Raw genomic sequence first — 26996 nt, 5'->3', positions numbered from 1 at the left:
CGCGCCCGCCATCCCGATTACACTGCATGCACGACTTACCGAACGCCCCTTGCAGCGGGCCCGCTACCGCACTATACTGTGAATATATACAGTATTTCGTGGTGGTGGCGTGCTGATCGCGACAGCCCTGGGGCGACTTGCCAACGAATTCATTTGCCGAGATTTTTATGCCCGTCGATAACCACGCCGATCTTCCGCCAGCCCCGCCAGCCCCGGGTTCCGGTTTCAACCTGGGGCGCAAGACCATCGCGCTGGTCGTGCGCCAGAATACCGATGGCATTGCCGAACCCGTCAAAAGCATTATCGACTTCCTGCGCGGCCTGGGCCATACCGTGGTGTTCGAGGCGGAAACCGCCACCCACCTCGACGTGGCCGGCGTGGCCGCCATGTCGGCCGCCGAGATTGGCGCTTGTGTCGACTGCGCCATCGTCATGGGCGGCGACGGCACCATGCTGGGCATCGCGCGCCAGCTGGCGCCGTATGACGTTCCTTTGATCGGCATCAACCAGGGCCGTTTGGGTTTCATGACCGATATACCGATCGAGCGCATGCTGCCGGTGCTGGCGGACATTTTAGGCGGGCATTTCGAAGCCGAGCGCCGCACCTTGCTCGAAGGTAACGTGCTGCGTGATGGCAAGGCGATTCATGTCGGCATGGCCGTCAACGACGTGGTGGTTGCGCGCGGCGCCGGCGCCGGCATGGCCGAACTGCGGGTCGAAGTGGACGGCCATTTCATGTACAACCAGCGCTCGGACGGGTTGATCATTGCCACGCCGACCGGCTCGACCGCTTATGCGCTGTCGGCCGGCGGTCCGCTGCTGCATCCCACCCTGGGTGGCATCGTGCTGGTGCCGATCGCGCCGCACGCGCTGTCGAACCGGCCCATCGTGCTGCCCGATTCAAGCCAGATCGTGGTGGAAATCGTGCGCGGGCGCGATATCAGCGTCAACTTCGACATGCAAACCTTTGCCAGCCTGCTGCAGCAAGACCGCATTCTGATCCGCCGTTCGCCGCACACCATTACTTTCCTCCATCCCGAAGGCTGGAGTTATTACAACACCCTGCGCGAAAAGCTGCACTGGAACGAGTATCCGTCCGGCGAGGGCAAACTCGTTTAAGCGCGTTGCCTTTTACGCCAACCCACGCCAACCACGCGGCGCTGCCGCCCAACCACTGAAGCCATGCTCCATACACTGTCCATCCGCGATTTTGTCATTGTCGATACCATCGAGCTGGAGTTTTCCGCCGGCTTCAGCGTGCTCACGGGCGAAACAGGCGCCGGCAAGTCCATCCTGATCGATGCGCTGACGCTGGCGCTGGGCGGGCGCGGCGACGCCAGCGTGGTGCGCGAAGGCGCGGCCAAGGCCGACATCACGGCCGATTTTTCCGTCAGCGAGGTGGCGCAGGCCTGGCTGGTGGCCAATGAATTTGCCAACGATGACGGCGGCGCCCTGCTGCGCCGCGTGATCGACAATGCGGGCCGCTCGAAAGCCTATATCAACGGCATCGCCGCCACCGCCGCGCAACTGCGCGAGCTGGGCGACATGCTGGTCGACATCCACGGCCAGCATGCGCACCAGTCGCTGCTGAAAAGCGAAGCGCAGCGCGCCTTGCTCGACGGCCAGGCGACGGCGCGCGAGGCGGGCGCGGAACAGGACGCGCGCCAGGTGGCTGCCTTGCACAAGCGCTGGCGCGCGCTGGTGCGCCAGCGCGAAGAATTCGAAACCAATGCCGCCAATGTGCTGTACGAGCGCGAACGGCTCGAATGGCAGGTGGGCGAGCTGGAAAAACTGGCAGCAAAGCCCGGTGAATGGACAGAAATTACCAACGAGCACAGCCGCCTGTCGCATGCGGCCAGCCTGCTCGAAGGGGCGCAGGAAGCCTTGTCGATTATTTCCGAAGCGGAAGAACACCCGGTGCTTTCCCAGCTGGCCACGCTGAACCAGAAGCTGGGCAAGCTGGTGTCGGTCGATGCGGAACTGCAGCCGATTATCGACCTGATCGAATCGTCGCGCATCCAGCTGCAGGAATCCGTCTACGCGCTGAACAATTACCTGGACCGGGTGGAACTGGACCCTGAGCGGCTGCACCAGCTCGACGCGCGCATGGAAGCGATGCACAGCGCGGCGCGCAAATTCCGCGTCACGCCCGAAGAATTGCCCGAAGAACACGCGAAACTGTCGGAAAAACTGCAGCACCTGGCCGACGCCAGCGATATCGAAGGCTTGCGGCGCCAGGAAGAAAGGATCGAGGCCGACTACCGCGAAGTGGCCGGACGCTTGTCCGTCACGCGCCGCGCGGCCGCGCTGGAACTGGGCCAGGCCGTCACGCGCGCGATGCAGGAACTGAGCATGACGGGCGGCAGCTTTGACATCGCTTTGAACGCCTGCGAGCCGAGCGCGCATGGCCTGGAGCAAGTGGAATTCCTCGTCGCCGGCCATGCGGGCACGGCGCCCAAGCCGCTGGCGAAAGTGGCCTCCGGCGGCGAGCTGGCGAGGATCGCGCTGGCCATTTCCGTGATCACCTCGCACGCCACCACCACCCCGACCCTGATCTTCGACGAAGTCGACAGCGGCATCGGCGGCGCCGTGGCCGAAGTGGTGGGCCGGCTGTTGAAACGGCTGGGCCAGGGCCGGCAAGTGCTGTGCGTGACCCACTTGCCGCAGGTGGCCAGCCAGGCGAACCAGCATTTCCAGGTCGCCAAAGGCACCCTCGAGAACGGCAAGACCGCTTCGCGTATCGACATGCTCGACGCCAAGGCCCGGGTCGAGGAAGTGGCACGCATGCTGGGCGGGCTGGAAATCACGGCCACCACGCGCAAGCATGCGCGGGAACTTTTGGCGACGTAATCGAGGTCGGGGTCAGACCCTTTGGGTCTGACCCCGACCCTTTCAGTTGGGTTGATCGCAAGCAAGTCCCCCTATAATAAGTGTCTTCCCGTCCAGCCTCCAAAGAACCCCATGCCCTTCCAACCCGAACCACCCCACACCCACGGTACCGTCGCGCGCAGCGCCGTGGTGCTGGTCAACCTCGGTACGCCCGATGCGCCGACCGCCTCGGCCGTGCGGCGTTATCTGAAGCAATTCTTGTCCGACCCGCGCGTGGTGGAAATTCCGCGCCTGGTGTGGTGGTGTATCCTGAACCTGATCATCCTGCCGTTTCGATCAAGCCAGTCGGCCAAGAAATATGCCTCGATCTGGACCACGGAGGGCTCGCCGCTGAAAGTCCATACGCAAAACCAGGCCACCTTGCTGGCCGGCGCGCTGGCCGAACGCGGCCATGATGGCCTGACGGTGGCCATGGCCATGCGTTACGGTTCGCCGTCCTTGCCCGAGGTGCTGGCGCAGCTGAAAAGCGAAGGCTGCGAGCGCGTAGCGATCCTGCCTGCCTATCCGCAGTATTCGGCCACTACCACCGGCTCCATCTATGACGCCGTGTTCAGCCATTACGCGACGGTGCGCAATGTGCCGGAACTGCGCTTTATCAAGCAGTACCACGAGCACGACACGTATATCGCCGCCTTGCGCGACTCGGTGCTGGCGCACTGGGAACGCAATGGCCGCCCGGACAAACTGGTAATGAGTTTCCATGGTGTGCCCAAGCGCACCCTGATGCTGGGCGACCCGTATCATTGCCAGTGCCTGAAAACGGCGCGTTTGCTGGCCGAACAGTTAAAACTGGATAAAGATCAATATATGGTCACCTTCCAGTCGCGCTTCGGCAAGGCCGAGTGGCTGCAGCCGTACACCGCGCCGACCCTGATCGCTCTGGCGCAGCAGGGCGTCAAGCGGGTCGATCTGCTGTGTCCGGGCTTTACCAGCGACTGCCTTGAAACCCTGGAAGAGATCGCGATGGAAGCGAAGCATGATTTCGAAACGGCGGGCGGTCAGCAGTTTCACTATATTCCTTGCCTGAACGAAACCCCGGCCTGGATCACGGGCATGGCAGAAATTGCTGAGCAGCATATGGTCGGCTGGCCCACCCAGCGTACGCCGGCCGAGCGCGCGGCCGCGCAGCGCGATGGGCAACAGGCACGCGTGGCGGCGCTGGCGCTGGGCGCGGCCAACTGATTTTTCAGCAAGACAAAATTTTCTAAATGGCAACACCGAAATGGCAGGTGCTGTTGCCGCACTGGTAGAATGCCCGGCTACGTGCTGCTAAATCCCGGTAACATTGAGGGTCTTTTCTGGCGATGTTGCCAATCCCCCTTGAAACAGAGGGATATAGCCCCATCTGTCGCTCAGTGTTCTAGCGCGATGTAGCCTAACTAATATTAAGTCATTGATTGTAGGAGCTTTTCAGATGCAAGATCAGGAAAACCAAGCTGTACCTAATCAGCCAGCGGACGCTGCGGCGGCTGCACCATCGACTCCCGCAGAGCCTACTTTGGAAGAGCAGCTGGCCAGTACCGAAGCGCGTCTTGCAGAGATGCACGATGCCTTCATGCGCGCCAAGGCCGACGGTGAAAATATCCGCCGCCGCGCCCAGGAAGATGTTGCTAAAGCACATAAATTTGCCGTTGAAAGCTTTGCCGAAGCCCTGGTGCCCGTGAAAGACAGCCTGGAAATGGCGCTGACGGTGGAAGCGCCAACGATCGAATCGCTGAAAGAAGGCGTGGAAATGACCTTGAAACAGTTGAGCTCGGCTTTCGAGCGCAACCGCCTGGTCGAGATCCTGCCGGCGCAAGGCGACAAGCTCGATCCGATGAAGCACCAGGCCGTGGCTGTGGTACCGGCCGAGCAGGAAGCCAATACGGTCGTGTCGGTGTTGCAAAAAGGTTATATGATTGCCGACCGCCTGTTGCGTCCGGCCATCGTGACCACCGCGCAAGCAAAATAATCAGAGTGCGGCATCAAGCAAGCCTTGAAACCATGCCGCTTTGCCACATATAAGAACCATCTGAAATCTAGCGAATAAAAGGAAATAAATCATGGGTAGAATTATCGGTATCGATCTGGGAACCACAAATTCCTGCGTTTCCATCATGGAAAATGGTCAACCAAAGGTAATCGAAAACGCCGAAGGCGCACGCACGACGCCGTCGATTATCGCTTACCAGGAAGATGGCGAGATTCTCGTCGGCGCGCCGGCGAAACGCCAGGCCGTGACCAATCCGAAAAACACGCTGTTCGCAGTCAAGCGTCTGATTGGTCGCAAGTTCGACGAGAAAGAAGTCCAGAAAGACATCGCGCTGATGCCTTACCAGATCACCAAAGCCGACAACGGCGATGCGTGGATCGGCGTGCGCGACAAAAAACTGGCTCCACAGCAAATTTCGGCTGAAGTGCTGCGCAAGATGAAGAAAACCGCCGAAGACTACCTCGGCGAAGAAGTGACCGAAGCCGTCATCACGGTACCGGCCTACTTCAACGACTCGCAGCGTCAGGCTACCAAGGACGCCGGCCGTATCGCCGGTCTGGACGTCAAGCGCATCATCAACGAGCCGACTGCGGCGGCGCTGGCCTTTGGCCTGGACAAGAACGAAAAAGGCGATCGCAAGATCGCCGTCTACGACCTGGGTGGCGGCACGTTCGACGTGTCGATCATTGAAATCGCTGACGTCGATGGCGAAAAGCAATTTGAAGTGCTGGCCACCAACGGCGACACCTTCCTGGGCGGCGAAGACTTCGACCAGCGCATCATCGATTACATCATTGACGAATTCAAGAAGATCAACGGCATCGATCTGAAAAAAGATCCGATCGCACTGCAGCGCATCAAGGCTTCGGCCGAGCGCGCGAAGATCGAGCTGTCGTCGTCGCAACAAACCGAAATCAACGAGCCGTACATTGCCATGGCCAATGGCGCACCGGTCCACCTGAACCTCAAAATGACGCGCGCCAAGCTGGAGTCGCTGGTGGAAGAGCTGATTGCCGCGACCATCGAGCCTTGCCGCATGGCCATCAAGGATGCCGGCGTGAAGGTTTCTGACATCGACGACATCATCCTGGTCGGCGGCATGACCCGTATGCCGAAGGTGCAGGAAAAAGTGAAGGAATTCTTCGGCAAGGATCCACGCAAGGACGTGAACCCGGACGAAGCCGTTGCCGTGGGCGCAGCGATCCAGGGTTCCGTGCTGTCGGGCGAACGCAAGGACTTGCTGCTGCTGGACGTGACGCCATTGTCCCTGGGTATCGAAACCCTGGGTGGCGTGATGACCAAGATGATTCACAAAAACACGACGATTCCGACCAAGTTCTCGCAAGTGTTCTCGACTGCCGACGACAACCAGCCTGCCGTGACCATCAAGGTCTACCAGGGTGAGCGTGAAATCGCGGCCGGCAACAAGGGCCTGGGCGAATTCAATCTGGAAGGCATTCCGCCAGCATCGCGCGGCACGCCACAGATCGAAGTGACTTTCGACATCGACGCCAACGGCATTTTGCACGTCGGCGCGAAAGACAAGGCCACCGGCAAGGAAAACAAGATCACCATCAAGGCGAACTCCGGTTTGACCGAAGCTGAAATCCAGAAGATGGTGAAAGATGCCGAGTTGAACGCAGAAGAAGACAAGAAGGTGAAAGAGTTGGCCGAGTCGCGCAACCAGGCCGATGCTCTGGTACACTCGACCCGCAAATCGCTGACGGAATACGGCGACAAGCTCGACGCTGGCGAGAAAGAAAAGATCGAAGCGGCCATCACCGACCTGGAAGCGAGCATCAAGGCTGGCGACAAGGCCGAGATCGACGCCAAGCTGGAAACACTGTCCACCGCATCGCAGAAACTGGGCGAAAAAATGTACGCCGACATGCAAGCCCAGCAAGCTGCCGGCGGTGCAGAAGGTGCGCAGCAAGCTCCTGGTGGCGCATCCGATGCAGGCGCCAAGCAAGATGACGTGGTTGACGCTGACTTCAAGGAAGTCAAAGACAGCAAGTAACCTCTTGCGCTCCTGTACCTTGGGGGCAGCCGGGCTGAACGCTACATCGCGGCATTAGCCACGAAGACCGGCCGAGCCGAGTCGCCGCCCAGCGCGGCACTCGACTCGGCTTTTTCGTGTAATTTTTACATCAGTAGATAGACTGCAAGGTGCCGACAACATGGCAAAGCGTGATTTTTACGAGACACTCGGTGTCGCAAAAAATGCTTCGGAAGAAGAGATCAAAAAGTCTTACCGTAAACTGGCGATGAAATACCATCCGGACCGCAATCCGGACAGTAAGGAATCGGAAGAAAAGTTTAAGGAAGTCAAAGAAGCCTACGAAATGCTGACCAATCCGGAAAAGCGCGAAGCGTACGACCGCTATGGTCATGCCGGCGTGGACCCGAACATGGGCGGCGGTGGCGGCTTCGGCGGCGGCGCTGGCGGCTTTGCCGACAGCTTCGGCGATATCTTCGGCGACATCTTTGGCGGTGGCGGCGGACGCAGCCGCAATGCGGGACCGCAGGTGTACCGTGGCGCCGATTTGCGCTACAACCTGGAAATTACACTTGAGCAAGCTGCGCACGGTTTCGACACGACCATCCGCGTGCCGAGCTGGGACAAGTGCGAAACCTGCCATGGCAGCGGTGCCAAGCCGGGCACCCAGCCCGTCACGTGCGGCACGTGCGCCGGGCATGGCCAGGTACGCATGCAGCAAGGTTTCTTCAGCATCCAGCAGACCTGCCCGAAATGCCATGGCAGCGGCAAGGTGATACCCGAGCCATGCCCTACCTGCGCCGGTGCGGGCCGCATCAAGCGCAACAAGACGCTGGAAGTGAAGATTCCAGTGGGCATCGACAACGGCATGCGTATCCGTTCCTCCGGCAACGGCGAACCGGGCACGAATGGCGGTCCGGCGGGCGACCTGTATGTGGAAATCCACATCAAGGCGCATGCCGTATTCCAGCGCGAAGGCGACGACCTGCATTGCGAAATGCCGATCTCGTTCACCAAGGCAGCCTTGGGCGGCGATATCGAAGTGCCCACCCTGAACGGCAAGGTGTCGTTCACGATCCCTGAAGGCACCCAGTCGGGCAAGACCTTCCGCCTCAAGGGCAAGGGCATCAAGGGCGTGCGCTCCGGCTACGCGGGCGATCTGTTCTGCCACGTGGCGATCGAAACGCCGGTCAAGCTGACCGATAAACAAAAAGAACTATTACGCGACTTTGAAAAATCCACTACCGAGGGCGGTGCCAAGCACAGCCCGCAAAGCAAGACCTGGAAAGACAAGGTCAAGGATTTTTTTGAATAAGCATTAATCACCATATCGCCGGGATGCCCACCACATCCCGGCGTTTTTTTAGGAAAACATCATGACCGAAGTGAAAAACGGCCCGGCCTTGACGGAACTGCTACAGCGTAACAAGCGCTGGGCCGATTCGATGGTGGAAAAGAATCCTGAATACTTCAAGAACCTGGAAGCGCAGACCTCGCCCGAATACCTGTGGATCGGTTGTTCGGACAGTCGCGTGCCGGCCAATGAGCTGCTGGGCATGCCGCCAGGCGACGTGTTCGTGCACCGTAATATCGCCAACGTGGTCGTGCATTCCGACCTCAATTGCCTGTCGGTGCTGCAATTTGCCGTCGACGTGCTGAAGGTCAAGCATGTGATCATCGTCGGCCACTATGGCTGCAAGGGCGTGCATGCGGCCATGACGGGCACGCGCATCGGCCTGGTCGACAACTGGCTGCGCCATGTGCAGGACGTCAGCCAGAAGCACGAGCGCTACCTGGGCGACGTGCTGACCAGCCGCCAGCGCAGCGACCGCCTGTGCGAACTGAACGTGGCCGAGCAGGTGCTCAACGTCTGCCAGACCACCGTCGTCCAGGACGCCTGGGAACGCGGCCAGGAACTCAGCGTGCACGGCTGGGTGTATGGCTTGAAGGACGGCGTGCTGAACGACCTGAACGTCACCATCACGGCCGGCCATGAACTGGCGCCGCGCATGGCGGCGCGCCTGGCCAGCTACGAAGAAGCATAGTCATTGCCGAGCGGTTCGCCATCACGGCGAACCGCTTTTTACCTCATGCCTTTACCTCTTCACGCCTTATCTCAACACCGTGCGCGCCGCCGCCACGATCTGCCGCGACAACTGCTCCATGCGCGGCGACTGCACTTTCCAGGTATGCCAGTACAGCGCCACGTCGGCCGGCTGCTGCGGCGTCAGCATTTCCACCAGCTGGCCATCGGGACTGGCCTGCAGCAGCAGTTCCGGCACCATGCCGTAGCCGAGCCCGTAGCGGATGGCGTTGAAGTGCGAGGTGGCGCCCGGCACGTAGTGGCAGGGGTAGGCGCCTTCGGGCAGGCCCAGCGCCTCTTGCAGGTAGTTTGACTGCAAGGTGTCCTTGCGCGTGTAGGCCACCACCGGCGCCGCGCGCGCCGCCTGGCGCGTCAGGCCCTGGGCGAACCATTGCTGGCGAAACGCCGGCGTGGCCACCAGCCAGTAGCGCATCACGCCAAGCGGCTCGGCGCTGCAACCGCGCATCGGCTTGGACTCGGTGCTGATGCAGCCGATCGCCATGCCTGTCTCCAGCAGGGTATAAGTGTGATCCTGGTCTTCCACGGTCAGGTCCAGCAGCACGCGCTCGCGGTTCAGGATATCGGCCAGGGCGGGGAAAAACCAGGTGCCCATCGAGTCGGCATTGAGCGCCAGCACCAGGGTCAGCGGGGCGTCCTGCTGCACCGCCAGTTCCGCCGCCAGGTCCGCTTCGAGCAGCTTGGCGCGTTTCAGGTATTGCATCAGGCGCTGGCCGGTGCGCGTGGCGCGGGCAGGGCGGCTGCGCACGATCAGGGCGTTGCCCAGCTGGCTTTCGAGCGCGCGCACGCGCTGCGAGATGGCCGGCGAAGTCAGGTGCAGCCGCAGCGCGGCCTGCTCGAAACTGCCGGTCTCGACGACGGCGCGAAACGCTTCCGTATGCCTGGGATTGAGTTCCATCAGCGCCGCCCTGGATTAGAAAAATTTATCATTCCCAAATAATACTTACTTTTGATTAGGAAAGGCGTGTTGCGGTGCACAATGGCGTTTTCGCACCTTGCCGTACTCTGGAAGAACAAAACATGTTGTTATATACGATCTATCTGGTGGCGATTACTGCCGAAGCCATGTCCGGCGCCATCATGGGCATGCGCCGTGGCATGGACCTGTTCGGCATCGTGATGATCGGCACCGTCACCGCGCTCGGTGGCGGCACCATCCGTGATGTGCTGCTGGGCCACTATCCGCTGGGCTGGATCGCGCATCCCGAATACCTGCTGTTTACGGGCGGCGCCGCCGTCGTCACGGCGTTCGTGGCGCGCTACCTGCATCACTTGCGTTCGGTATTTCTGATCGTCGATGGCCTGGGGCTGGTGGCGTTTTGCGTGATCGGCTGCGATATCGCCATGTCGGCCGGCCTGCATCCGGCCATCGTGGTATTGGCCGGCATGATCACCGGCGTGTTCGGTGGTCTGCTGCGCGATATTTTATGCAACCAGATTCCGCTGGTGCTGCAGCGCGAAGTGTATGCCACCGTGGCGGTGTTGACGGGCGCGCTGTACGTGGCGCTGCTGTATTTCAAGGTCGACAGCGCGGTGGCGCAACTGGCGTCGATTGCGGCCGGCTTGCTGTTTCGCTTTTTGGCGCTGCGGTTTTCGTGGCGGCTGCCCAATTTCGATGGCGACCGCATTCGTGGCTTTGAATGAGGTCGCCCCAGGCAAATGGTCAGATCCCGCCCATGCAGATATATTTGATGACCAGGTAATCATCGATGCCGTACGACGAGCCTTCGCGGCCCAGGCCTGACTGCTTGACGCCGCCGAACGGCGCCACCTCGGTCGAGATCAGGCCCGTATTGACGCCGACCATGCCCGATTCCAGCCCTTCGGCCACTTTCCAGATGCGGCCGATATCGCGCGAATAGAAATAGGCGGCCAGGCCGAATTCCGTGTCGTTGGCCAGCGCCACCACTTCGTCGTCGCTCTGGAAGCGGAACAGGGGCGCCAGCGGGCCGAAGGTTTCTTCCCTGGCTACCAGCATGTCGCTGGTGACGTCGGCGATCACGGTGGGCTGGAAGAAGCTGTGGCCCAGCGCATGGCGCTGGCCGCCCGTCAGCAAACGGCCGCCCCTGGACAGCGCGTCGGCCACGTGCTGCTCGACTTTTTTCACGGCTTTTTCTTCGATCAGCGGCCCTTGCGTGACGCCGTCGTCGACGCCATTGCCTACCTTGAGCTTTTCCACCGCCGCCACCAGTTTTTCGGCAAAGGCGTCATATACGCCATCCTGCACATACAGGCGGTTGGCGCACACGCAGGTCTGGCCCGCATTGCGGTATTTCGAGGCGATCGCGCCTTCGACGGCAGCGTCCAGGTCGGCGTCATCGAAGACGATGAAGGGTGCATTGCCGCCCAGTTCCAAGGACAGCTTCTTGATCGTCGGCGCGCACTGCGCCATCAGCTTGCGGCCCACTTCGGTCGAGCCGGTGAAACTGAGTTTGCGTACCAGCGGGTTGGCCGTCAGCTCGTCGCCGATCTGCTGCGACGAGCCGGTGATCACATTGAACACGCCCGGCGGGATGCCGGCCCGCTCGGCCAGCACGGCCAGCGCCAGCGCGGAGAAGGGCGTCAGGCCCGCCGGCTTGACGATGATGGGGCAGCCGGCGGCCAGCGCCGGGCCCACTTTGCGGGTAATCATCGCGGCCGGGAAATTCCATGGCGTGATGGCGGCGCACACGCCGATCGGTTCTTTCGTCACCACGATGCGGCGGTCGGGCCACGGCGAGGCCAGGGTCTCGCCCGAGACGCGCTTGCCTTCCTCGGCAAACCATTCGATGAAGGAGGCCGCATATTTCACTTCGCCCTTCGATTCGGCCAGCGGTTTGCCTTGCTCCATCGTCATCAACAGCGCCAGGTCGTCGGCGTGCTCGAGCATCAGATCATGCCAGCGGCGCAGGTAGCCGGCCCGTTCGGCTGCGCTTTTCTTGCGCCAGGCGGGCCAGGCGTCATTCGCTGCGCTGATGGCCTGCGCCGTTTCCTGCGTGCCCATGCCTGGCACCTTGCCGATCACTTCGCCAGTGGCGGGGTTGCTGACGTCGGTCGTCCTGCCGCTGTCGGCATCGCGCCATTGGCCGTTGATATAGCATTGCTGGCGCAGCAGCGCGGGATCGTTCAATGTCAGCGTGGTGGTAGGCATGGCGCTCTTTCGGCAAGTGGTGACTGGGTCTTTCATGTTAGCCCTTTTTGACGGCGCACGATTGGACGCGCATGCGCCACATTGCGCCACCTGTGAGCTGGCTCACGCCAGGATTATTTTTGCAGGGCTTTAACCCCGTTTTATCCTGCGCCGCGTTTCATGACCGACACCTGCGTGACCACCGGAGAAAACGCCATGCCCACTGCCCTGAAAACGACCTTGCTGCTGTCGCTGCTGCTGTCGTGCGCCGCCCATGCCGGCGATACCAGTTTCAGGAAAACGCTGACGGCGTTTGCCAGCGAACAGGCCTTGAGCGCTTATCTGGACAAGCTGGCTGCGCAGCAGATGGCCTTGCAACGGCGCGCCGAGCTGCAGATGCAGGCCATGCCGGCGCCGGCGCCAATGGCGGCGGCGTCTTCCAAATCGGCCGACGTGGCGGGGGCGCTGACGGACTCGGTCACCAATACCCAGACGGCCGGCGTCGACGAAGGCGGCATCGTCAAGGTACATGGCAAGCACCTGGTGATGCTACGGCGCGGCAAGCTGTTTACGGTCAGCGTGGGGCCGCAGGGCTTGCGCCCGGTGGCCTCGCTCGACGCCTATGCGCCGGGCAGCGATCCGTCCGACAGCTGGTATGACGAGATGCTCGTTTCGGGCGACACGGTGGTGGTGATCGGCTACAGCTACAGCCGTGGCGGCACCGAGGTGGGCCTGTTCGATATCGATGCTGCTGGCCGCCTGGCCTACCGTTCCACCTATCACCTGCGTTCGAACGACTACTATTCGGCGCGCAATTACGCCAGCCGCCTGGTTGGCACCAAACTGGTGTTCTACTCGCCGCTATCGCTCAACGTGCGCCGCGGCGACCCGTACGGCGGCTTTCCCGCAATACGCCGCTGGCGCCCGGATGCCTTGCCACAGGACTTCCGGCGCATCGCGCCGGCCACGCGCATTTTCCGCACCGATGAAGAACCGGAACCGGGTGCGGCCATCGCCCTGCATGCGGTGACCAGCTGCGACCTGGCCAGCCGCGAGCTGCGCTGCGAGGCGAGCGCCGTGATGGCGCCGCCTGGCCGCGTGTTTTATGTTTCGGGCGAGTCGGTCTATGTATGGACGACGCGCCGTGGCGGCGGTTCCAGTGTCTTTCGCCTGCCGCTCGACGGCACGGCGCCCAGCGCCCTGAAAACGGCCGGCGCGCCGGTCGACCAGTTCTCGTTCCTGGCAAGCGCCGACGGTTACCTGAACGTTTTGCTGCGTTCGCAGGGGCGCGGCGACGCCATGTGGGATTCTGAAAAAGGGCGTGGCAAACTGGCCCTGCTGCGCGTGCCGCTGAACAGTTTTTCCGATGGCCGCGACAGCGCGCCGGCCGCCAGCTACCGTGCCTTGCCCGGCAATGGCGACTACGGCTTGCAGAACCGCTATGTGGGGCCGTACCTGCTGTATGGCCAGCCCGGCAACTCCGCGCGGCGCCAGCTTGATCCGAACTGGCCTTTGCAGCCGCTGCATGCGCTGCGCTGGGCCGGCAAGGACGCGCCGCAGGCTTTGGTGCTGGCGCATGGCGTCGAACGCATCGAGGCGCTGGGCAAGGATGCGGTGGCGGTCGGCGCCAAGGGAGCGGACCTGCATTTCACCAGCATACGCCTCGGTAGCGGCGCCGATATCGCCGGCACCTATGTGCGGGCCGATGCGGCCCAGGGCGAAACGCGCAGCCACGGCTTTTTCTACCAGCCCGATACGGGCAGCGAAGGCGTGATCGGCCTGCCGATCATGGGCGCGCAGGAGCGCGCCGGCCCGCGCAGCGAATCGGCGTCCGTGCTCTACCTGCGCAATCACAACCTGGCCCTGACGGAACTGGGCGCGCTGGCGGCCAAACCCGGTGCGCCGCCGGACGACGGCTGCCGCGCCTCGTGCGTGGACTGGTATGGCAATGCGCGAGCGCTGTTTTTGCAGGGCCGGATCTTTGCCCTGCTCGGCTACGAGCTGGTGGAAGGGGGGCTAGCCGATGGGAAGATACGCGAGACGCGCCGCATCAGTTATGCGCCAGCGGCGGCCCGCGCGCGGTGACGATGGTGGCCGCTGGCGTGCGGCGATTGTGGCCGCCGCCCGCATCGGCTACACTGGCTCGCATGGCCGATACCCTACCCAACGACACCGATGAAGAGCTGATGCTGCGCTATGGCGGCGGCGACCTGCCGGCATTTCGCGAACTGTACCGGCGCCATCGCGAGGGCCTGTACCGCTTCGTGGCCTGGCGTTCGCCGCGCCGTGCCTGGGTCGACGAGATCGTGCAGGATGCCTGGGCCAGCCTGCATGCGGCGCGCGCCAGCTACCAGCCGCAGGCGGCATTTCGCACCTGGTTGTACCAGATGGCGCGCAACCGTTTGATCGATCTCCTGCGCCAGAAAGAAGCGCTGTGGCTGGGCCCTGAAGTGGCCGCTGAAGTGCCCGGCGACGCCGCCTCGCCGCAGCAGTCGTTCGAACAGAAACAGCAGCACGCCTTGCTGCACGCGGCCATCGCGTTGCTGCCGGCCGAGCAGAAGGAAGCACTGGTGCTGCAGCAGTTCAGCGCCATGAGCATTGCCGACATTGCTGTGGTCACGGGGGTTGAAGCGGAAACCGTGAAGAGCCGGCTGCGCTACGCGATGCAGAAACTGCGCGCGCAACTCGATGCGGCCAGCGGCAAAGGAGTACGAGCATGAATCCCGATCATCACGACGAAGAATTGAACGCGCTGCTGGCCGCCTTGCCGCAGCCGTCGCCGCCCTGCGAACTCGATGCGGCCATCCTGGCGGACGCGCAGCAGGCCCTGGTCATGCCTTTGGCAAAACCGCTCGCCGCGAACGACAGCTTAGACGGCGTGGTGCGCACCTTGCCGGCCATCGACTATTTGACGCGCTGGCGCATTCCGCTGGGCCTGGCCGCCGCCGTGCTGCTGACCTTTAACCTGGTCGGCGGCGACTTCTTTGGCCACAAGCAGGCGAAGTTCCCGGTGGTCGGCGAGCCTGTCGATCCACCGGCCGCGCAGATGGAGTCCAATGCCGAACCGTCTGGCGCAGTGCGCGCGCAGCCATCGGCACGGAGCGCCATGGCGCCGCCGGCGCCGCCTAAACTCGATGCGTCCGTCTGGCTGCTCAAGATCGACGGCCTGCTGAAAGCTGGCCAGGGGCCGGCCGCGCAGCAGGAGTGGACAGCCTTCAGGCAGGCGTATCCCGAATATCCGGTCGACAAGCAACTGCAACAGCGGCTGGAGCAACGCTAGAAATGGCAATTCGCTGTTGACGATTCCCATGGTTATAAGCATTAGTGTGGCAGTTTGGCAACTCCATCCTGTAGAGTAGGGCTGTCACGCTACCGGGAGCCAGTCTTATGCACCGTCCCATCGTCCTCGTTCCGGCCTGCCGCCGCCAGCTGGGCAGCCATGCCTGCCACACGGCGCAGGATAAATACCTGCACGCCGTGGTCAATGCGGCCGGCTGCATGCCGCTGCTGCTGCCGGCCCTGGGCAAGGACGCCGACTTGAAAGCGGTGCTGCGCATCGCCGATGGCGTGCTGCTGACCGGTTCGGCCTCGAATGTCGATGCGGCCCTGTATGGTCAGGAGATTGCCTTCCCCGAGCTGCCGCAGGACGGCGCGCGCGACGCCACCACCTTGCCGCTGATCCGCGCACTACTATCGCGCCAGCTGCCGCTGCTGGCGATCTGCCGCGGCTTCCAGGAAGTCAATGTGGCGCTCGGCGGCAGCTTGCACCAGGCCGTGCATGCGGTGCCCGGCATGCTGGAGCACCGCGAAAACATCAACGACCCTTTGGTGCGCCAGTACGGCCCGGCGCACCGCATACGCATGACGCCGGGTGCGCTGCTGTCGACAATACTGGGCGGCGAGAGCGAGATGATGGTCAACTCCCTGCACGGCCAGGGCATCGCCCGCCTCGCCGACGGCCTGCTGGTCGAAGCGCTGGCCGACGACGGCCTGGTCGAAGCCTGGACGGTGGCCGCCATGCCCGGCTTTGCGCTCGGTGTGCAGTGGCACCCGGAATGGCAGGTCGAAAACAACCCGCAATCGCTGCGCCTGTTCGAGGCCTTCGGCCAGGCCTGCCGCGATTACCAGCACACGCATCATGGATAGACAGAATGAACTTCAGTAACTAGCTAGCGCGCCGCAGCGGTGATGGGCGGCGCTTGATCAAGACCAGCGAGAGGACAAGATGGCGATACGCGAAAATTTTACCTACACCGACATGGACCTGTGGCTCAATGAGAAGCGGGTCACGGAAATCGAATGCCTGGTGCCCGACCTGACCGGTGTTGCGCGCGGCAAGATCCTGCCGCGCGGAAAATTTACCCAGGAGCGCGGCATGCGCATCCCGGAGGCGGTGCTGGGCATGACGGTGACGGGCAATTACCCGGTCGACGACGGCGGCTATGACCGCGCCATTTCCAGCACCGACCGCGACATGATTCTGAAGGCCGATCCGACCACCATCACCATGGTGCCGTGGGCCACCGATCCGACCGCGCAGGTGATCCACGACTGCTATTTCGCCGACGGCATGCTGGTCGATTTCGCGCCCCGTTCGGTGCTGCGCCGGGTGTTGAAACTGTATGCCGACAAGGGCTGGAAACCGGTGGTGGCGCCCGAACTGGAGTTCTACCTGACGGCGAAAAACACCGACCCCGACCTGCCCTTGAAGCCGCCGATCGGGCGCAGTGGCCGCGCCGAGACCAGCCGCCAGGTGTACAGCATCGACGCCGTCAACGAGTTCGATCCGCTGTTCGAGGATATCTACGACTACTGCGAGCTGATGAACCTCGACGTCGATACCCTGATCCACGAGATCGGCGCCGGCCAGATGGAAATCAACTTCCTGCATGGCGATCCCTTGGGTCTGGCCGACAAGGTGTTCTTCTTCAAGCGCACCTTGCGCGAAGCGGCGCTCAAGCACGACATGTACGCCACCTTCATGGCCAAGCCGATGGCCGGCGAACCCGGTTCGGCCATGCATGTGCACCAGAGCGTGGTGGACGCGAAAACGGGCCTGAACATCTTCAGCAACGACGACGGTTCGGCCGCGCCCATCTTCAAGCATTACATTGCCGGGCTGCAGCGCTACATGCCGTCGGCGATGGCGATTGTCGCGCCATACGTCAATTCCTACCGCCGCATCGTGCGCCATACGGCCGCGCCCATCAACATTCAATGGGGGCTGGACAACCGCACCGTGGGTTTCCGCGTGCCCGAATCGGGCGTGCAGGACCGCCGCGTGGAAAACCGCATTATCGGCGCCGACGCCAATCCCTACCTGGCGCTGGCCGTCACCCTGGCCTGTGGTTACCTCGGCATGACGGAGCAGCTCGAAGCGACGCCGATGATGGTCGGCAGCGCCTACGACATGAAGTTCGAACTGCCGCAAGGCCTGCCCGAAGCGCTGCAACTGCTGCGCGGCGAAGACAAGCTGCGCACGGTGCTGGGCGACCGTTTCATCGACGTCTATGCGGCCATCAAGGACCTGGAACACCAGGAATTCATGACCGTCATCAGTCCCTGGGAACGCGAACACTTGTTGTTGCACGTATAAAGGAATACCTATGACTAAAAGCAATCATCCGCTGGCGCCGAGCGCCGCCTTCGTCGCCTCCGTGGCGCAGAAAAACGCCACGCCGCAGGTATATGACACGGCCGCCATCCAGCAAGCCGACTCGGCCCACTACCTGCATCCGTTTACCGACTTCCAGGACCTGGCATCGAAGGGCGCGCGCGTGATGGTGCGCGGCGAGGGCGTCTACCTGTGGGACAGCGACGGCAAGAAAATCATCGACGGCATGTCGGGGCTGTGGTGCGTCAACGTCGGCTATGGCCGCACGTCGATTTCGCAAGCCGTCTACCGGCAGATGGAAACGCTGCCCTTCTATAACAGCTTTTTCGGCACGACGAACTTGCCGGCGGTGCAGCTGGCCGCCAAGCTGGCGCAGATCTCGCCGCCGCAGTTCCAGCACGTGTTCTTCACCAGTTCCGGTTCGGAAGCGAATGACACCAACCTGCGCATGGTGCGCCGCTACTGGGATTTGCTGGGCTACAAGGAGCGCCACACCATCATCAGCCGCCACAATGCGTATCACGGCAGCACGGTGGCCGGCGCGTCCCTCGGCGGCATGGACGGCATGCACGCCCAGGGCGGCCTGCCGATTCCCGGCATCGTCCATATCGGCCAGCCCAATTACCTGGAAGCGGGCCAGGGGCTGACGCCTGAAGCATTTGGCTTGAAAGCGGCCGGCTGGCTGGAAGAAAAAATCCTCGAAGTGGGCGCTGACAAGGTGGCCGCCTTTATTGGCGAACCGGTGCAGGGCGCCGGCGGCGTGATTATTCCGCCTGCCACCTACTGGCCCGAAGTCCAGCGCATCTGCGACAAGTACGGCATCCTGCTCATCGCCGATGAAGTGATCTGCGGCTTTGGCCGCCTGGGCCGCTGGTTCGGCTCCGAGCTGTTCGGCATCAAGCCCGACCTGATCACCTTCGCCAAGGGCGTCACCTCGGGCTATGTGCCGCTGGGCGGCGTGATGGTGGGCGAGCGCGTGGCCAGGGTGCTGATCGAGAAGGGCGGCGAATTCACCCACGGCTACACCTATTCGGGCCATCCGGTGGCGTGCGCGGCAGCGCTGGAAAATATCCGCATCATCGAAGACGAGGGCTTGGTGAGCAAGGTGGCGGACGACACCGGGCCGTATCTGAAGCAACGCTTCGCTGCCCTGGGCGAACATCCGCTGGTGGGCTACGCCGACAGCTGCGGCCTGGTGGCCGGCCTGAACCTGGTGCGCAGGAAGGGCGCCACCGTGCATGACAACGTGCTGTTCGACGAAGACCAGGGCGTGGGCATGATCTGCCGCGGCCATATGTTCGACAACGGCGTGATCATGCGCGCCGTGGGCGAGCGCATGATCGTCGCTCCGCCGCTGGTGATGACGCGCGCGCAGATCGACGAGATGACCGATCTGATTCGCCTCTGCCTGGACAAGACACATGCCGATGTGAAGGCCAAGGGCTGGGTGTAGGCTGAGTAACCCCAGCCTTTCGCTGTTGGGTTTTTATCGACATCTGTGCAATTTTTAGACCCGATAAGCGGCAGTTCCGCTACACTCCCACTCTGGCCGCTCCTGCGGCCAGTTTTTCATTGCCCACCCCATTCCAAGCTACCAACCATGACGATAGCAACATCTGCCGCGTCGGCCAGTGACGCCCCAGCGCCTTTCCTGGTGATAGACCAATTGGTCAAGGAATTCGATGGCGTGCGCGCTGTCAATGATATTTCCGTGACCATCAACCAGGGCGAGATCTTTGCCCTCTTGGGCAGCTCGGGCTGCGGCAAGTCGACCCTGCTGCGCATGCTGGCCGGTTTCGAGACGCCGACCTCGGGGCGCATCGCGCTTGCCGGTAACAGCATCGTCGAGGTGCCGCCGCACCAGCGGCCGATCAACATGATGTTCCAGTCGTATGCGCTGTTTCCTCACCTGTCGGTGTGGGACAATATCGCCTTCGGCCTGCGCCGCGACGGTCTGCCGAAGGCGGAAGTGGCGGCCAGGGTCGAGCAGATGCTGGCGCTGGTGCAGCTGGGGCAATACGCGAAACGCAAGCCCCATCAGCTGTCCGGCGGCCAGCAGCAGCGCGTGGCGCTGGCGCGCAGCCTGGCCAAGCGGCCGCAGTTGCTGCTGCTCGACGAGCCGCTCGGCGCGCTCGATAAAAAACTGCGCGAACGCACGCAGATGGAGCTGGTCAATATCATCGAGCAGGTGGGCGTGACCTGCGTGATGGTGACCCACGACCAGGACGAGGCGATGAGCATGGCCACGCGCATCGCCGTGATGAGCGAAGGGCGCATCCTGCAGGTGGGCGCGCCGGGCGACATCTATGAAACGCCGAACTGCCGTTTCGTGGCTGACTTCATCGGCAGCGTCAATCTGTTCGACGGCCGCATCACGCAGGACGAACCCGATCACGTGGTGGTCGATACGCCCGATGTGCGCCACTATGTGTCCCACGGCGTCACGGGCACCCTGGGCATGGAAGTGTCGGTGGCGGTGCGCCCCGAAAAGATCGCCATCGGGCTCGCGGCGCCAAATCTGGAAGAGCGCGCCTCGGCGGCGGAGCACGGCTACAACTGCGCCCAGGGCGTGATCGTCGCCATGGCCTATTTTGGCAATGAGACCAGCTACCATGTGCGCCTGGACAGCGGCGCAGTGGTGAAAGTGTCGCGCACCAACGCGGCCCGCCACGACGCCGCGTGCCTCGAGCGCGAGCAGCGCGTGTGGGTCTGGTGGGATGGCGCCGATATCGTCGTGCTGACCAGCTGAGGTTCACATGAACATTATTTGGCAATCGTTGCGCAGCCTCTTTGGCTTGCGCTGGATAATCGGGGGAAATGCGGGCCGCAACGCCGTGATCGCCGTGCCGTCGCTATTCCTGACGGCGGCATTTTTAGTGCCCTTTCTGATCGTGCTGCGCATCAGCCTGTCCGACATGGACACGGCCGGCAGCCCGTTCGGCGGCCTGCTGTCGTATGTCGACGGCATCGTGGTGCTGAAGGTCAAGGTGGCCAACTACCTGTTCATCGCCGCCGATGAACTGTATCTGCTCACCTACCTCAGCTCCATCAAGTACGCGGCGATTACCACCGCGATTTGCCTCTTTATCGGCTATCCGTTTGCCTATTTCATGGCGCGCGCCAGGCCGTCGCTGCGGCCGATCCTGATGATGCTGGTGATGCTGCCGTTCTGGACCTCGTTCCTGCTGCGCGTCTATGCGTGGAAGGGCATCCTGGCCAACCACGGCTTGCTCAACGACCTGTTGATCGCGCTCGGCGTGGTGAGCGCACCCTTGCCGATGATGAACACCTCGTTCTCGCTGGTGGTCGGCATGGTGTATGCGTATCTGCCCTTCATGATACTGCCGCTGTACGCCAACCTGGTCAAGATGGACTTGCGTTACCTGGAAGCGGCGGCCGACCTGGGCGCCACGCCGTTGCAGGCCTTCTGGCGCATCACGGTGCCGCTGTCGAAGTCGGGCATTATCGCCGGCGCCATGCTGGTGTTTATTCCCTCGGTGGGCGAATACGTGATTCCCGAGCTGCTGGGCGGCCCGGAAACACTGATGATAGGCCGCGTGCTGTGGGACGAATATTTCACCAACAACGACTGGGCCATGGCTTCGTCGGTGACGGTGCTGGTGATTTTGCTGATCCTGGTGCCGATGGCGATTTTTAACAAGTACAAGACGGATCAGCACGCGGGAGAAAAACCATGAACGGGCGTACCTTCCTGCAGCGCTGGTTCGGCCGTGGCTGGCTCTCGCTCGGCTATCTGTTCCTGTATTTGCCCATCATCGTGCTGATCGTCTTCTCGTTCAACAGCTCGCGCCAGGACATGGTGTGGACCGGGTTTTCCCTGCGCTGGTACCAGGAGCTCGTCAGCGACACGGAGATCATCGCCGGCTTTGGCCTGTCGCTGAAAATCGCCTTCATGTCGGCCACTTCGTCGGTGGTGCTGGGCACCTTTGCCGCCTTTGCCCTCGTCAATTACCAGCGTTTCAAGGGCCGTACCCTGTTTTCATCCATGGTCAGCGCGCCCCTGGTGATGCCCGAGGTGATCATCGGCCTGTCATTGCTGCTGATGCTGGTATCCATGGAAAAGGTGTTCGGGTTTCCCGAGCGGGGCGTCGCCACCATCTGGCTCGGCCACACCCTGCTGGGCATGGCCTATGCAGCCGTGGTGGTGCAGTCGCGCCTGCAGGAGATGAGCAAGTCGCTCAGTGAAGCGGCGATGGACCTGGGCTGCCGCGCGCACCAGGTGTTTTTCCTGGTGACCCTGCCCAATATCACGCAAGCGCTGGCGTCAAGCTGGCTGCTGACGTTTACCTTGTCGCTGGACGATGTGGTGCTGTCGGCCTTCCTGTCCGGCCCCGGTTCGACCACCATGCCGCTGGTGATCTTTTCGCGCGCGCGGCTGGGCCTGGACCCGCGCGTCAACGCCATTGCCGCGCTGACGATATTGGTCGTCACGTTGGCCGTGATCGTGTACGCGGTGATGCTGGCGCGCAGCGACCGGCGCCTGCGCCGTCAGATGTCCGCTGCGTATACAATCGACCAGGAGTAAGCTGTTTTCCACTATCACAGGAGATCACCATGAACTGGCATGCGCGCGCGGCGGAACTGAAGATCGATGGACGGGCTTTTATCAATGGCGAGCGGGTCTGGGCCATGTCCGGCCTGCAGTTCGACAATCTCTCGCCCATCGACGGGCGCTTGCTGAGCCAGGTGGCGCGCTGCGATGGCCTCGATGTCGATGCGGCCGTGCTGGCCGCGCGCGCCGCCTTCGAGGATCGCCGCTGGGCCGGAAAATCACCCGCGCAGCGCAAGCGCGTGCTGCTCAAATTCGCCGACCTGGTGCAGCAGAACGGCCCCGAACTGGCCCTGCTCGAAACGCTGGACATGGGCAAGCCGATCAAATACAGCACGAGCGTGGACGTCGGCGCCACCGCCAACTGCCTGCGCTGGTATGGTGAGGCGATCGATAAAATCTACGATGAAATTGCGACCACGCCAGCCAACAGCCTGGCCCTGATTCAGCGCGAACCGGTGGGCGTGGTGGCCGCCATCGTGCCGTGGAACTACCCGATGATCATGGCCGCCTGGAAGATCGCGCCGGCGCTGGCGGCCGGCAACAGCGTGATTTTGAAACCGTCCGAAAAGTCGCCGCTGACCGCCTTGCGCCTGGCCGAACTGGGCCTCGAAGCGGGTCTGCCGCCGGGCGTCTTCAATGTGCTGCCCGGCTACGGCAACGAGGCCGGCGCCGCGCTGGCGCTGCATATGGATATCGACTGCATCGGCTTTACGGGCTCGACCCGCACCGGCAAACTGATCGTGCAGATGGCCGGCCAGTCGAACCTGAAACGGGCCTGGACCGAACTGGGCGGCAAATCCGCCAATATCGTCTGCGCCGATTGCCCCGACCTCGACAAGGCGGTGGCGGCGGCCATCGGTTCGATCTTTTTCAACCAGGGCGAAAGCTGCAATGCGCCGTCGCGCCTGTTCGTCGAAGAGTCGATCAAGCAAGCATTTCTGGCCAAGTCGACGGCCATGCTGCCGCGCTTCCAGCCCGGCGATCCGCTCGATGAAGCCACCGTGATGGGCGCCATCGTCGACGCCACGCAAATGAACACGGTGATGGCGTATATCGCCAAAGGCAAGAGCGAAGGCGCGCAGCTATTGGGCGGCGGCGTGGCGGCGCGCACGGACACGGGGGGCTACTACGTGCAGCCGACCCTGTTCGATGGCGTGAATTCAAACATGACGATCGCGCGCGAAGAAATCTTCGGGCCGGTGCTGTCGGTGCTCGGTTTTACGGACCTCCAGGACGCGATCCGCCAGGCCAACGCCACGCCCTACGGCTTGCAGGCGGCCGTCTGGACCTCGGACATTACCAAGGCGATCCAGACCGCGCGCGCCTTGCGCGCCGGCACCGTGCATGTCAACCAGTACGACGGCGACGATATCACCGTGCCGTTCGGCGGCTACAAGCAGTCGGGCAACGGGCGCGACAAGTCCTTGCATGCGCTCGATAAATACACGGAGTTGAAGACGACGTGGATACAGGTGGGATTATTTTTATAAGAGTACTTAAAAGAGCTAATTGATGGTGTTGATGGCTTAAATTAGTTCTTTTAGGGATCATTATATTTTTCATGGCGCCGTACTTGTTAAAATTTGGATCGTATAAGTGCTAATTTAAGGATAAACTGAACACAATTAGCTACTATAAGATCCAATTGGAGCCGTCATGCAGTGCCATTTTCAAATTTTTCATGAGGATGCGTGGCACGATTGCGCATCGCTGACTTTGCTTGAGCCAGCAGGTGGCAATCCACGTACCGCTGCCCTGTTCGAGTATGACCTCGATTATGCCTTCTTCAAGCTTGAGAGTGGACCTGTCTCGCTGCGTTTTCCCGTCACGGCAGAGATGCAGAAGCTGGCGCAATGGCCAGCCTTTGTCTTTGACCTGATTCCCCAGGGAAGCGGGCGGACATATCTGCTTGGGCAGCTTCAACTGGCAGATGGCCCGGCTGCCGATTTTCCGCTGGCGTGTGCCGGCGCATTCAATCCGATCGGGCGCGTGCGCATCGTCGAGGCCGTGCAGTACTACGCACAACATATGAATCGCCACGACAAGGGCAAGCCGCAGTCCGGCTTTTCACTGGACGAGATCATAGGTCGTGGCGATGCCTTCAATGAGCGCATGCTGATGCATGGCATGCTGGCCGCCGGCAGTCTGGGGGTGCAAGGAGCGGCGCCGAAATATCTGCTGACTACCGACCATGCTGGTCTCTGGCATGCCGATGGGGCTCTGGCGGACCAGTACGCAGCTGCCCATTTCATCGTCAAGCGTCCGCGCGGAAAGACCGCCAGCGACGCTAAGGTATTGAGAAATGAAGCCGCGTACATGACTGTGGCGCGCGCGCTGGGCCTGCGTACCGAAGGCCAACTGCGCTACCAGGACGATACTTTGTTCATTCCCCGCTTTGACCGCCGCATCCGGGATGGAAAAGTGCTGCGACTCCATCAGGAAAGCGCCGCTTCGCTGGCAGGTATCGTTGGCTTTGAAGCCACGCCTAGTCAATTCGCGCTATTGCAGGCGCTGCGCGCTGTCGTCAGCGACAAGACTGCGGAAACCATCGAATTTCTCAAACGCGATATCTTGAACCTGGCTATGCGCAATACCGATAATCACGCACGCAATACGGCGGTACAGCAAGTTGGTGCCGAGGTGCGCCTCACACCGCTGTTCGATTTTGCGCCGATGTACCTGGACCCGGATGGCATACCACGTGCGGCGCGCTGGTATCACCCGGACACCAAAAACGAGCTGCATGACTGGACGACGATACTGGCTACGATCAGCATGCTGGACGTGGAGCGCCAGCAGATCCGCCTCGCGTTATACGGATTTTCCCAGCAACTGGCTGCGCTGGAACAGCATATGCAAGAGGCAGGCGTGGATGATGACATCATTGCTTTCCTCCGTCCACATATCGCCGGGCAGATCGAACAGCTCAAGGCATTGGGAGAGCACTGACATGGCGCGTACGAAAAAGACCGTTGACAAGGAAGAGTTGCGGCAGCGCAGGGCAGCGCTTTACGAAGCCATTGAAGCAGGAGCCGTCACACTACAGCACGCGGTCAAGGAAATGCGCGCCATCTCGCGCATGACGCAGGCAGAGTTTGCGACGCACCGGGGCGTGAGCACAAAGGTCATCAAGGAGATCGAGAGCGGCAAGGGCAATCCGACCATCCAGACGCTGAACCGTATCGGACAGTTCTTTGGCCTGGAGGTGGCCTTTGTACGGACAGAAACGCTGCGTGAAAAAAAAATCGCCCCGCAGAGCGCCGGGGCGATATCGCCTCAATAGGCTACATCAGAAACAGTGTTCCATCGCCGGAAAACTGCCCTCTTTTACCGCGCGCACATAGGCGCTGACGGCTTCGTCGATGCTGGCGGCGCCTTCCATGAAGTTGCGCACGAAGCGCGCCTTGCGGCCCGGGAACACGCCCAGCATGTCGTGCATCACCAGCACCTGGCCCGAGCAGTCGGGGCCGGCGCCGATGCCGATGGTCGGCACGTGCAGCATCTCGGTCACTTCCTTGCCCAGCTGGGCCGGCATCGCTTCCATCAGCACGATGGCCGCGCCCGCGTTCTGCAGCGCCAGCGCGTCGTTTTTCAGCTGCTCGGCGCTTTCCGTGCTCTTGCCCTGTACTTTGTAGCCGCCCAACTGGTGCACCGATTGCGGCGTGAGGCCGATATGGGCGCAGATGGGGATGCCGCGTTCGGTCAGAAACCTGACGGTGTCGGCCAGCCAGGCGCCGCCTTCGATCTTGATCATGTGCGCGCCGGCCTGCATCAGGATGACCGCGTTGGCATAGGCGGTTTCCACTGTGCCGTAGGCGCCGAACGGCAGGTCGGCCATCACCATGGCGCTCCTGGCGCCGCGCGCCACCGACGCCGTGTGGTAGGCCAGTTCGGCCACCGTCACGGGCAGGGTGGAGTTGTGGCCGTTGCAGACCATGCCGAGCGAATCGCCGATCAGCAAAATCTCGACACCGCAGCGGTCCATCAGCGAGGCGAAGCTGGCGTCGTAGCAGGTCAGCATGGAGATCTTTTCACCGGCGGCGCGCAGCGTGGCCAGGGTATGGATGGTCACGGCCTTGCTGGCGACGCTCTTCGCTGGCGCAGGGGCAGGGGCGTTCGCCTTGTCTTTGGCGGCCAGATCGGTTCCTTGCAAATAAGCGGACATAGGTATTCTCTAAAGTGAAAGGGATACAGCGCCGCTAGTGTAGACCTTTATATGGCGGCGTGCAGGGGCGGCATTGTAGAGCATGGCCCCGTTGCGGTCAGAGTTTGCTGATCGCCTGGCCGGCCACCGACGCGAGATAATCGCTGGCTGCGCCTTTGCCCGGCACCGTGATCGAGGGCATGAGCGCCAGCAGCGGCACCAGCACAAAGGCGCGTTCGGTCATGCGCGGATGCGGCACCGTCAAGGTGGCGCTGGCGATCTGCTCCTCACCGTACAGCAGCAGGTCCAGGTCCAGGGTGCGCGGCGCGTTGCGATAGGGCCGCTCGCGGCCGTGCTGCGCTTCGATCGCGTGCAGCGCCCGCAGCAGTTCCTCGGCCGGCAAGGTGGTGCTGATGCGCGCCACGGCGTTGATGTAATCGTCGCCGCTCGCATCGATCGGTGCGGTGCGGTAGCTGGGCGAGGCCTCGACCAGGGTGGCGCCGGGCAGGCGCGCCAGGCGCGCGATGGCCTCAAGCACGTTCGCGCGCGCGTCGCCCAGGTTGGCGCCGATGCCGATGTACGCGGTGACCTGCGCCATG

24 protein-coding genes are annotated in these 26996 nt (G+C 62.3%); 20 read left to right on the top strand and 4 right to left on the bottom strand.

Going from position 1 to position 26996, the window contains the following annotated elements; translation table 11 throughout:
- Positions 1–167 precede the first annotated feature (167 nt).
- The 7 genes from CD932_RS08070 (at position 168) to can (ending at position 8901) form a co-directional block, all read left to right on the top strand.
- The gene (locus tag CD932_RS08070; protein ID WP_094443532.1) at positions 168–1118 is read left to right on the top strand and encodes an NAD kinase; all 951 of its coding nucleotides are present in this window, start codon (positions 168–170) and stop codon (positions 1116–1118) included.
- 63 nt (positions 1119–1181) lie between these two features.
- Positions 1182–2849, top strand: coding sequence for a DNA repair protein RecN (gene recN / locus CD932_RS08065; RefSeq protein WP_094442179.1), 1668 nt, complete (start codon positions 1182–1184; stop codon positions 2847–2849).
- A gap of 111 nt (positions 2850–2960) precedes the next feature.
- Complete coding sequence (gene hemH / locus CD932_RS08060; RefSeq protein ID WP_094442178.1) at positions 2961–4070, top strand: ferrochelatase; 1110 nt, start codon at positions 2961–2963, stop codon at positions 4068–4070.
- A gap of 232 nt (positions 4071–4302) precedes the next feature.
- Positions 4303–4839, top strand: coding sequence for a nucleotide exchange factor GrpE (gene grpE / locus CD932_RS08055; RefSeq protein WP_065306980.1), 537 nt, complete (start codon positions 4303–4305; stop codon positions 4837–4839).
- A gap of 91 nt (positions 4840–4930) precedes the next feature.
- The gene (dnaK, locus tag CD932_RS08050; protein WP_094442177.1) at positions 4931–6877 is read left to right on the top strand and encodes a molecular chaperone DnaK; all 1947 of its coding nucleotides are present in this window, start codon (positions 4931–4933) and stop codon (positions 6875–6877) included.
- A 160-nt stretch (positions 6878–7037) separates the two neighbouring features.
- Positions 7038–8171 (top strand): molecular chaperone DnaJ, encoded by a 1134-nt coding sequence (gene dnaJ, locus CD932_RS08045; RefSeq protein ID WP_094442176.1) that lies wholly within the window; start codon positions 7038–7040, stop codon positions 8169–8171.
- 61 nt (positions 8172–8232) lie between these two features.
- On the top strand, positions 8233–8901 hold the full coding sequence (gene can / locus CD932_RS08040) for a carbonate dehydratase (RefSeq protein ID WP_094442175.1): 669 nt from the start codon (positions 8233–8235) through the stop codon (positions 8899–8901).
- Positions 8902–8967: 66 nt separating this feature from the next.
- Here the strand turns inward: can and CD932_RS08035 are convergent, their stop codons facing one another.
- On the bottom strand, positions 8968–9855 hold the full coding sequence (locus CD932_RS08035) for an HTH-type transcriptional regulator ArgP (RefSeq protein WP_094442174.1): 888 nt from the start codon (positions 9853–9855) through the stop codon (positions 8968–8970).
- Positions 9856–9977: 122 nt separating this feature from the next.
- On the opposite strand from CD932_RS08035, the gene CD932_RS08030 reads away from it, so the two are divergent.
- On the top strand, positions 9978–10601 hold the full coding sequence (locus tag CD932_RS08030; protein ID WP_094442173.1) for a trimeric intracellular cation channel family protein: 624 nt from the start codon (positions 9978–9980) through the stop codon (positions 10599–10601).
- A 19-nt stretch (positions 10602–10620) separates the two neighbouring features.
- Here CD932_RS08030 and gabD read toward each other — a convergent pair whose 3' ends face one another.
- Complete coding sequence (gabD, locus tag CD932_RS08025) at positions 10621–12087, bottom strand: NADP-dependent succinate-semialdehyde dehydrogenase (protein ID WP_094442172.1); 1467 nt, start codon at positions 12085–12087, stop codon at positions 10621–10623.
- A 159-nt stretch (positions 12088–12246) separates the two neighbouring features.
- Here gabD and CD932_RS08020 point away from each other — a divergent pair, with 159 nt between their 5' ends.
- The 12 genes from CD932_RS08020 (at position 12247) to CD932_RS07965 (ending at position 25536) form a co-directional block, all read left to right on the top strand.
- Positions 12247–14151: a beta-propeller domain-containing protein gene (locus CD932_RS08020; protein ID WP_254926512.1), complete on the top strand. Its 1905-nt coding sequence runs from the start codon at positions 12247–12249 to the stop codon at positions 14149–14151.
- A gap of 62 nt (positions 14152–14213) precedes the next feature.
- Positions 14214–14786, top strand: a complete 573-nt coding sequence (locus CD932_RS08015) for a sigma-70 family RNA polymerase sigma factor (protein WP_254926511.1) — start codon at positions 14214–14216, stop codon at positions 14784–14786.
- The gene (locus tag CD932_RS08010) at positions 14783–15346 is read left to right on the top strand and encodes a hypothetical protein (RefSeq protein WP_094442171.1); all 564 of its coding nucleotides are present in this window, start codon (positions 14783–14785) and stop codon (positions 15344–15346) included. Before CD932_RS08015 ends, CD932_RS08010 begins: the two co-directional genes overlap by 4 nt.
- A 107-nt stretch (positions 15347–15453) precedes the next feature.
- The gene (locus CD932_RS08005; RefSeq protein WP_094442170.1) at positions 15454–16212 is read left to right on the top strand and encodes a gamma-glutamyl-gamma-aminobutyrate hydrolase family protein; all 759 of its coding nucleotides are present in this window, start codon (positions 15454–15456) and stop codon (positions 16210–16212) included.
- Positions 16213–16291: 79 nt separating this feature from the next.
- Positions 16292–17662 (top strand): glutamine synthetase family protein, encoded by a 1371-nt coding sequence (locus tag CD932_RS08000; protein WP_094442169.1) that lies wholly within the window; start codon positions 16292–16294, stop codon positions 17660–17662.
- A 10-nt stretch (positions 17663–17672) separates the two neighbouring features.
- Positions 17673–19133: an aspartate aminotransferase family protein gene (locus CD932_RS07995; protein WP_094442168.1), complete on the top strand. Its 1461-nt coding sequence runs from the start codon at positions 17673–17675 to the stop codon at positions 19131–19133.
- A gap of 147 nt (positions 19134–19280) precedes the next feature.
- Positions 19281–20429: an ABC transporter ATP-binding protein gene (locus tag CD932_RS07990; protein ID WP_094442167.1), complete on the top strand. Its 1149-nt coding sequence runs from the start codon at positions 19281–19283 to the stop codon at positions 20427–20429.
- Positions 20430–20436: 7 nt separating this feature from the next.
- Positions 20437–21378 (top strand): ABC transporter permease subunit, encoded by a 942-nt coding sequence (locus tag CD932_RS07985; protein ID WP_094442166.1) that lies wholly within the window; start codon positions 20437–20439, stop codon positions 21376–21378.
- Complete coding sequence (locus CD932_RS07980; protein WP_094442165.1) at positions 21375–22226, top strand: ABC transporter permease; 852 nt, start codon at positions 21375–21377, stop codon at positions 22224–22226. Before CD932_RS07985 ends, CD932_RS07980 begins: the two co-directional genes overlap by 4 nt.
- Positions 22227–22255: 29 nt before the next feature.
- Positions 22256–23743, top strand: coding sequence for an aldehyde dehydrogenase (locus CD932_RS07975; protein ID WP_094442164.1), 1488 nt, complete (start codon positions 22256–22258; stop codon positions 23741–23743).
- Positions 23744–23909: 166 nt separating this feature from the next.
- Complete coding sequence (locus CD932_RS07970) at positions 23910–25202, top strand: type II toxin-antitoxin system HipA family toxin (protein WP_254926510.1); 1293 nt, start codon at positions 23910–23912, stop codon at positions 25200–25202.
- Between the two features lies 1 nt (position 25203).
- Positions 25204–25536, top strand: a complete 333-nt coding sequence (locus CD932_RS07965; protein ID WP_094442162.1) for a helix-turn-helix transcriptional regulator — start codon at positions 25204–25206, stop codon at positions 25534–25536.
- 6 nt (positions 25537–25542) lie between these two features.
- Here CD932_RS07965 and panB read toward each other — a convergent pair whose 3' ends face one another.
- Complete coding sequence (gene panB, locus CD932_RS07960; RefSeq protein WP_094442161.1) at positions 25543–26418, bottom strand: 3-methyl-2-oxobutanoate hydroxymethyltransferase; 876 nt, start codon at positions 26416–26418, stop codon at positions 25543–25545.
- Between the two features lie 97 nt (positions 26419–26515).
- The gene (folK, locus tag CD932_RS07955) at positions 26516–26995 is read right to left on the bottom strand and encodes a 2-amino-4-hydroxy-6-hydroxymethyldihydropteridine diphosphokinase (RefSeq protein ID WP_094442160.1); all 480 of its coding nucleotides are present in this window, start codon (positions 26993–26995) and stop codon (positions 26516–26518) included.
- Position 26996 lies beyond the last annotated feature (1 nt).

The organism is Janthinobacterium sp. PC23-8, from assembly GCF_002250505.1.
Taxonomy (GTDB): Bacteria; Pseudomonadota; Gammaproteobacteria; order Burkholderiales; family Burkholderiaceae_D; genus Janthinobacterium.
The sequence above is the reverse complement of the archived record's forward strand: the minus strand, read 5'-3'. Positions and strand labels throughout refer to the sequence as shown.

Excerpts from the sequence above, each read along its gene's own strand:
- CD932_RS08070 (WP_094443532.1), top strand. The coding sequence starts at position 168 with ATGCCCGTCGATAACCACGCCGATCTTCCGCCAGCCCCGCCAGCCCCG.
- recN (WP_094442179.1), top strand. The coding sequence starts at position 1,182 with ATGCTCCATACACTGTCCATCCGCGATTTTGTCATTGTCGATACCATC.
- hemH (WP_094442178.1), top strand. The coding sequence starts at position 2,961 with ATGCCCTTCCAACCCGAACCACCCCACACCCACGGTACCGTCGCGCGC.
- grpE (WP_065306980.1), top strand. The coding sequence starts at position 4,303 with ATGCAAGATCAGGAAAACCAAGCTGTACCTAATCAGCCAGCGGACGCT.
- dnaK (WP_094442177.1), top strand. The coding sequence starts at position 4,931 with ATGGGTAGAATTATCGGTATCGATCTGGGAACCACAAATTCCTGCGTT.
- dnaJ (WP_094442176.1), top strand. The coding sequence starts at position 7,038 with ATGGCAAAGCGTGATTTTTACGAGACACTCGGTGTCGCAAAAAATGCT.
- can (WP_094442175.1), top strand. The coding sequence starts at position 8,233 with ATGACCGAAGTGAAAAACGGCCCGGCCTTGACGGAACTGCTACAGCGT.
- CD932_RS08035 (WP_094442174.1), bottom strand. The coding sequence starts at position 9,855 with ATGGAACTCAATCCCAGGCATACGGAAGCGTTTCGCGCCGTCGTCGAG.
- CD932_RS08030 (WP_094442173.1), top strand. The coding sequence starts at position 9,978 with ATGTTGTTATATACGATCTATCTGGTGGCGATTACTGCCGAAGCCATG.
- gabD (WP_094442172.1), bottom strand. The coding sequence starts at position 12,087 with ATGCCTACCACCACGCTGACATTGAACGATCCCGCGCTGCTGCGCCAG.
- CD932_RS08020 (WP_254926512.1), top strand. The coding sequence starts at position 12,247 with ATGACCGACACCTGCGTGACCACCGGAGAAAACGCCATGCCCACTGCC.
- CD932_RS08015 (WP_254926511.1), top strand. The coding sequence starts at position 14,214 with ATGGCCGATACCCTACCCAACGACACCGATGAAGAGCTGATGCTGCGC.
- CD932_RS08010 (WP_094442171.1), top strand. The coding sequence starts at position 14,783 with ATGAATCCCGATCATCACGACGAAGAATTGAACGCGCTGCTGGCCGCC.
- CD932_RS08005 (WP_094442170.1), top strand. The coding sequence starts at position 15,454 with ATGCACCGTCCCATCGTCCTCGTTCCGGCCTGCCGCCGCCAGCTGGGC.
- CD932_RS08000 (WP_094442169.1), top strand. The coding sequence starts at position 16,292 with ATGGCGATACGCGAAAATTTTACCTACACCGACATGGACCTGTGGCTC.
- CD932_RS07995 (WP_094442168.1), top strand. The coding sequence starts at position 17,673 with ATGACTAAAAGCAATCATCCGCTGGCGCCGAGCGCCGCCTTCGTCGCC.
- CD932_RS07990 (WP_094442167.1), top strand. The coding sequence starts at position 19,281 with ATGACGATAGCAACATCTGCCGCGTCGGCCAGTGACGCCCCAGCGCCT.
- CD932_RS07985 (WP_094442166.1), top strand. The coding sequence starts at position 20,437 with ATGAACATTATTTGGCAATCGTTGCGCAGCCTCTTTGGCTTGCGCTGG.
- CD932_RS07980 (WP_094442165.1), top strand. The coding sequence starts at position 21,375 with ATGAACGGGCGTACCTTCCTGCAGCGCTGGTTCGGCCGTGGCTGGCTC.
- CD932_RS07975 (WP_094442164.1), top strand. The coding sequence starts at position 22,256 with ATGAACTGGCATGCGCGCGCGGCGGAACTGAAGATCGATGGACGGGCT.
- CD932_RS07970 (WP_254926510.1), top strand. The coding sequence starts at position 23,910 with ATGCAGTGCCATTTTCAAATTTTTCATGAGGATGCGTGGCACGATTGC.
- CD932_RS07965 (WP_094442162.1), top strand. The coding sequence starts at position 25,204 with ATGGCGCGTACGAAAAAGACCGTTGACAAGGAAGAGTTGCGGCAGCGC.
- panB (WP_094442161.1), bottom strand. The coding sequence starts at position 26,418 with ATGTCCGCTTATTTGCAAGGAACCGATCTGGCCGCCAAAGACAAGGCG.
- folK (WP_094442160.1), bottom strand. The coding sequence starts at position 26,995 with ATGGCGCAGGTCACCGCGTACATCGGCATCGGCGCCAACCTGGGCGAC.